Genomic DNA, 6,000 nt, shown 5'->3' on the forward strand with positions numbered 1-6,000 from the left:
AAGAAGCATCCCTTCTGGAATCTCCCGTTCCTTTAGGCCCGTTGCCGTTCCGCGAGTACCTCGTGGCGATGATTCACCGCAATCACCCCGACCGACTGCCGACCGACGGCCCCTGTGAGTCAATGCTGATTGCCTGCTCGCACGGCCTTTCGCTCGGCATTTGGTTCGGCCATACTTGCAGTACGGTGTACGTTCCTTGTGAGTGATCACGCTGATCGGCATTATCCGAAGTGGATCAGGAGGAGGACTTATGCATTCGCCAACCACCGAGCAAGGCGCCACCGCGACACCTCGCCACGGAACGGATTCGGAGGCGCCGAAACTGATCATTCAGGTAGACGAGATACCTGTGGCGCGTGAGCGCTGTGCGACGGTCGGGAAGAACGGGAACAACCGAGCCGAGCCGACCGCCCGGTGAAATCTACTCCCTCAGGGTCGCCGCGCGTCGGAGGAACTGCTGTGCAATCGACTCGGACTGGTGGCCTTGGTGGCTGAATCGATCGGCCAGGTCCAGGACCAGTCTGCCCGCCTGACGGGACTGCAACGTGACTGCTTGATCGACCGCTTTCATCCCCAGGATGCAGGCTTCTTCCAGATGACCGTCATCCAGTCGAGCCCAAGCCATGTAGGTTGTATTTGAGACGACCTGTCGACCCGTGCTGTGAGGCAGGCTGCTCTCTGCGAAATCAAACATCCGCTTGGTCTGGCCCGTCTCGCGGCAGCAGTATGCAAATTGATTTGCCATGTAGTGTTCGTCGAGGAATCCCATCCACTCGGGGTCGTCACCGTGGACCGCCCGGGCAGCCTCCGTGCGAAGCATCGTGGCGACGGCTTTTCTGTCCTTGAGGGTGGCGTACGCCCTCGCCTGCATCGCCAAGGCTCGAGTGAGACTGGCCGGACTGCCGCTTTTCTGAGCCGAGTGGACGGCCACCTGGGCGATGTTCACTGCCTCTGCGGCATTACCTGTGAACGTGGCGACATGGCTGAGGGCAGAGAGAATGTTGCTGCCGATGGCGAATCCTGAGGAACCGGCCTGGCCGGCGAGGGATAAACCTTGCGTGAGGTACCGTTGAGCCAGCCCGCATGCCCCGACGTCGTAGGTCATCCACCCCAGGGTCATGCAGAGTTCGGCCGACGCGACGAAGAGCTCCCGCCGGACATTGTCCGTCGCTTGCGTGCGAAGCAACGGAACGACGTCGTGATGCAGATAGCTCGCCAGGGCCGTGCGCGCGTGCTTGCCGCCGTACGTGTTGTCCGCCTCGATGAAGGCCTTCATCATCAGTCGCATGTTCTCCACCTGGGCCAGGCGAACTGAATTCCCGGCGGTGTCCTCTCCGCTCAACAGGTGGAGGAGCCAGTCACGTTGGGGCCCCAGGGCGGCACTGGCAGAAAAAGGCAGCAGATAGAGGAACTCACGTCGTTCCATGTCGGCCTTCCCCAGCCTCTCGGTGACATCCAGGGTCGTGGCCAGGTCGGACTGCTGCTTCAAAGAACTCGAGACAAGATCCAGCTCCCATTCTCCACCAAACCCTATGTCCGCAGGGGTGACCGCCCTTTCTAGTTTCTGACTCAGCGCTTCTGCCACGACGAGTGGCACCATGCCGCGCGGAGTCTTTCCTCTCACCCAGTAGCTCACAGACGACTTGTCGTACGTGAGCGCCAGCCCGTAAGAGAGGCCGATCGTGTTGACACGGCGAGCCAGGCCCTCGTACGAGCATGCAGCTTCCGCAATGACCTTTCGGAGCCGGCTGTTCTCGGATGCCATCGTCTGCCTCTCTCCCGGCACGGCAGTGCCAAGTCGAGACTACGGCGATCGAGTGATCGAAAGTAGGTGCAGGATCTGCGTTCAACGCTGAGTTCAACCGAATCTTCGTGCGGTCACCTGATCCACTCGCCTTTCCCTGGTACAACTCGCACCACCTTTCGCTGGATCAACACCGAAGCCCATCCTGGGAGTCACACAGAGGTGGGATCACTCCAATGCGTCTTGACCGACGCAGTATCCGGACGAGGTGACGCGAGAGATGAGCGATGATCAGCAACCAAATGGAACCAACCGTCCGACCTCGCAGGAGGTGGCGATCGCCCTCGTGGTACTGATAGTGCTCACGTCCACGCGGAATGAGACCGTGTACACCCTCTTGGTCGAATGGCTTTTCAGGAGCCTTTCACTCCCACGCTGAGCAGTCCTGCAACGTGGAGTTCGAGGACGAACGCGCGAACCTGTTCCTCCTTCACCTGCGGGTCCAGGCTGCAGCATAGCTGTTGCAAAGTCAGCTTCTTCCGGGACATGAGGATCTGCAGAATCGCGGATGCCGGCTCCGCGAAGGTCCATACGCGTCCCAGTGCGCCCAGGGTCGTGCGACCGTCGACCGCACGGGGCACCGCGCGGGGCGCGAGCCACTCGAGCGGCGAGTCGTCCGTCATGTCCTCCGGATCGGGGCGGACCAGGCCGAGGTTCACGTGTGAACGGCCGGTTGCGGTTGCGTCGCTGACGTACAAGAACCGTTCCAGGCTGTCCGCCGTCAGCCGCCGGAGCACCTCGCTCCTCACCTTCGCGAAGTATCCGCTTCGCGTCGCTTCGTCGGCATGCCTGGGGATGTCCTGCCGCAGAACAGGACTGTCGAGCATCTCGTCCGCGAGCCACGCCAAGAAGTCGTGCCCGGTCCGTCGTGTCACGCCTATGGTCAGGTGCAAGGAAGGTGTTTTGGTGGCGTGAACCTGGTGCCACTGGCCGCGGGGGACATAGAGGACATCACCTGCACTGACCAGCAGAGAGTCTTCGGGGCCGCTTGGCGGCTGCGTGTTGGGCTCCACGTCCTTGCGCATGGGCCAGTCCCGGCTGCTTCCGTAGAAGCTCCATGACTTCTGGCCGAAAACCTGTAGGACGAGCACGTCGTGGTCATCCCAGTGAAGATCGAACCCCTCGATCTCGGACCAACCGGCATACGCATTGATGACGACCCGCTCGCGAAAGGCGGACTCGAGCGACAAAGCCAACTCGCGTACCTTGGGCACCATGTCGTCCACCGAATCCAGAACCAACATTGCACCGTCGCGCAGCTGACCGTACAGACTGGCCGGCTCGATCGTTTCGGATGCATCGCTCTGGGGGGACGGCCGCGTATATGCTTCGCGCGGAATTATGCTTCCCTCACGGGACAATCTCAGGCGCGGGTGTGCATGGCGGTGTTCCGTGAGAAGGGTGTTGAGTGCGCCCCAGTCCAGGAGCTCCACGAACCGGTCGGGCCGTCCGCGGAAGATGGCTGTTTGCTGTCCCCAGGTATGGCTGAGGAAGTCCTGGATGCTCATCGGGGCCACAAGCGTCGCCAGATCCATCATTTGCCCCTCATGATCATCTGTTCTGGACGAGCTTCTACAAGGCAGGATCGCATGCGCGGCAACGCAGGGTAAACAACGTGTTTGCGCCAGGTACGCGTCTTCCCGTCTTCTTTCCCAACCGCATCCGTGGTCACGCGCGAACCCGCCCGTCAGCTGTTGCCCATCCAGGCTATTCGTGCGGCAAAACCACCGATCGGCCGCTCGGAACATGCATATATGCGAGTCTCCCGAAGTGGGCCGAAACAGCTTCCGAGGCCGGGATGAGAATGCTCCCGTCCGTATCACGTGTGACCCGCCGACCAGGGCTTCGGCGTAGTCGCATGATGTCCGGTTCGTGATCACGCGAGCCCCAGGAGAGCGAGCGGGCTCCGTGCGTCGCGAGCGTTGTGGCGCAGGCCGGCCGCGATGTTCCTGACGCCGGTAAGTCGCAGGGCTCCGACGGCCAGGTTGCGCCAGGTCGCCATCGCGCGGGGCGCGTTGCCAGTCCGCAGCTGTGAGGCATCCTCGGCGAAGGTGGTGTCCCGGACGTGGTGCAGGGCCTCCACCTTCCAGTGGTTACGCACGAGTGAGGCCAGTTGCGCGGGGGTGGCCTGCTCGGCGGTGAGGCTAGTGACGGCGTAGACGGTCTTCACGGTGGTCTTTCCGGTTTTGCGGTCAGTGCGGCGGCGCTTGATCTGGACGGCCTGGCGGGCGCCGGGAAAAAGCAGGTGGTTCACGGTGCACGCCTTGATCCGGCGGATCTCGGAGCGGCCGTGGCCGACGTTCCGGGTCCGCCCTTGGAGCGGGATCTGCTTCCAGGGCAGGGACTTCAGCTGCTTGCGCAGCTTCTTCTCGTTGCCCTTGACGATCACGGTGTAGGGGGCGCCACGGCTCAGCAGGTAGTCGGCGTGCTTGCGCTGGGTATGCATGGCGTCTTATGAAGACGTGCGGGTTATGCCGAGGTGCGGTCCGGGGACGCGGTGCGTGCTGGTGGCCCCGGACCGCGAGGTCGGCATAGTTACAAGCTCTCGAGGAAGGCCATGACGGTGTCGGAGGGCCGGTAGCGGCCCGGGACGGCGTCCAGGGGGGCGGTTCGCGCGAGTGCCCGTTCCTTGAGGGCGAGGTCGGCGTGGATGTAGATCTGTGTGGTGGCGGTGCTCTCGTGGCCGAGCCAGAGGGCGATGACGGTCGCGTCGACCCCGGCCGCGAGCAGGGGCATCGCTGCGGTGTGCCGCAGGACGTGGGGTGAGATCTTCTTCTCGGCCAGGGTCGGTTCGGCGTGTGGACGCAAGCGGCACTTGGTCGTCGACACCAAGGGTCTGCCGCTGTTCGTCATGGTCACCCCGGCCGACATGACTGACCGCGACGCCGCGAAGGAAGTCCTGTTCCGGCTGCGGCTGATGCACCCGGAGATCACCATCGTGTGGGCCGACTCCGGCTATGCCGGACAGCTTGTGACCTGGGCGAAGAAGCACCTGAACCTGACACTCAAGACCATCAACCGTCTGAAGGACACTGTCGGGTTCGTCATCCTGCCCCGCCGCTGGGTTGTCGAGCGGAGCCTGGCCTGGATCATGCACGCCCGCCGTCACGCACGCGACTACGAACGGCTCATCCAGCACTCGGAATCCTTGATCACGTGGGCCGCGATCACGCTGATGACCAGCGCATCACCCGCCGGTCCTCCCGCAGGAGCGCGCAGCCCGCCTCCCGCGAGGCCCACCGGGACTGATCGTTCTCAAGTTCACGGTCAGCAACTCCACCCGCACCGGCCCACGGACTCCACTCTCCTACGGCACCACGCTGTCTAACAGGCGAAGTACTAAAACAACTTCCAATGGCCCTCGGAGACCACTTCCACAGCGCCGTCGGCCACCTTGATAGCCGTCTGCTCATCAATCGCATACGCCGGACCCCCGATCCCGGCCGCCCATCGTTCGGCCGCAGCCATTGTGTTCTCCGGACAAGCCGGATGATCCAGGTGCGGGAAGATCGAAAAATCCACCACCCCCAGCGCGCTGTCGCCGCCGGCAGGCGGCCTCCAGCCCACGAAGTCCTCTCCGATGCGGGGCGTCATCGCCATGCTCCCGGCGCTGAGCCCCACATAGACCGTGTCGGGCAGCGACGGCAGGAGTCCAGCCAGCCCGGACTCCCTCATCCAGTGGCACAGATACAGCGCGTCACCGCCATTGACCAGCAGGACGTCGGCCTCCCGGACCCAGGAGACCCAGAGGGCTTCCTCGATGCTGGGCAGCGCGGTGAGTTCCAACACGCCCACCGACTTCCACCCCAGCTCAGTCAAGGGGCTCGGGGATCGTCCGCTGATGAATAGCCATGGCCCGCCCGGATCGGCGCCGGGGCCTCCATACCCCGCGGTGGGGATGCACAGGGCGCTGGACTCGGCAATCGGCTTACCCAGCAGGTTGACCAGCGCATCCTGGATGCTCTCGTTCTTGACGCCGGAGTCGGTGAGGAGAAGCTTCATCATGTCCTTCCCGAGGTGCTGACCACACACGTCAACAACCAACCGTTCGCCAACGCGTGACAGCCGCCACCATGTCATGGCTGCATCAGGAACAGGTACTCAGGCCGAAGTTCGGGTCAACGGGCACCGACCCGCCCGGGAAGCAGGCCCCACCCGGGTCAGGCGGCGGACCATGATGCCGATCATCGCCCAGC

General features: G+C 63.4%; 5 protein-coding genes and 1 pseudogene. 1 reads left to right on the top strand and 5 read right to left on the bottom strand.

Annotation, left to right across the window (positions count from 1 at the left end; translation table 11 throughout):
* Positions 1–421: 421 nt before the first annotated feature.
* The 4 genes from ACZ4N4_RS45865 to ACZ4N4_RS45880 all read right to left on the bottom strand — a co-directional run bounded on the left by ACZ4N4_RS45865 (position 422) and on the right by ACZ4N4_RS45880 (position 4,675).
* Positions 422–1,765 (bottom strand): hypothetical protein, encoded by a 1,344-nt coding sequence (locus ACZ4N4_RS45865; protein ID WP_467600720.1) that lies wholly within the window; start codon positions 1,763–1,765, stop codon positions 422–424.
* Positions 1,766–2,157: 392 nt separating this feature from the next.
* Positions 2,158–3,339 carry a JmjC domain-containing protein gene (locus ACZ4N4_RS45870; protein ID WP_467600723.1) on the bottom strand — a complete coding sequence of 394 codons (1,182 nt, stop codon included), beginning with the start codon at positions 3,337–3,339 and terminating at the stop codon, positions 2,158–2,160.
* 341 nt (positions 3,340–3,680) lie between these two features.
* Complete coding sequence (locus tag ACZ4N4_RS45875) at positions 3,681–4,250, bottom strand: ISAs1 family transposase (protein WP_467600726.1); 570 nt, start codon at positions 4,248–4,250, stop codon at positions 3,681–3,683.
* Between the two features lie 89 nt (positions 4,251–4,339).
* Positions 4,340–4,675, bottom strand: coding sequence for a tyrosine-type recombinase/integrase (locus ACZ4N4_RS45880; protein WP_467600729.1), 336 nt, complete (start codon positions 4,673–4,675; stop codon positions 4,340–4,342).
* On the opposite strand from ACZ4N4_RS45880, the pseudogene ACZ4N4_RS45885 reads away from it, so the two are divergent.
* Positions 4,605–5,036: pseudogene (locus tag ACZ4N4_RS45885) on the top strand (transposase); the annotation flags it as partial. The gene ACZ4N4_RS45880 and the pseudogene ACZ4N4_RS45885 sit on opposite strands and share 71 nt — an antisense overlap.
* Positions 5,037–5,143: 107 nt before the next feature.
* Here the strand turns inward: ACZ4N4_RS45885 and ACZ4N4_RS45890 are convergent.
* Positions 5,144–5,806 (bottom strand): Type 1 glutamine amidotransferase-like domain-containing protein, encoded by a 663-nt coding sequence (locus tag ACZ4N4_RS45890; RefSeq protein ID WP_467600738.1) that lies wholly within the window; start codon positions 5,804–5,806, stop codon positions 5,144–5,146.
* Positions 5,807–6,000 lie beyond the last annotated feature (194 nt).

This window comes from Streptomyces sp. NPDC026538, from assembly GCF_055567535.1.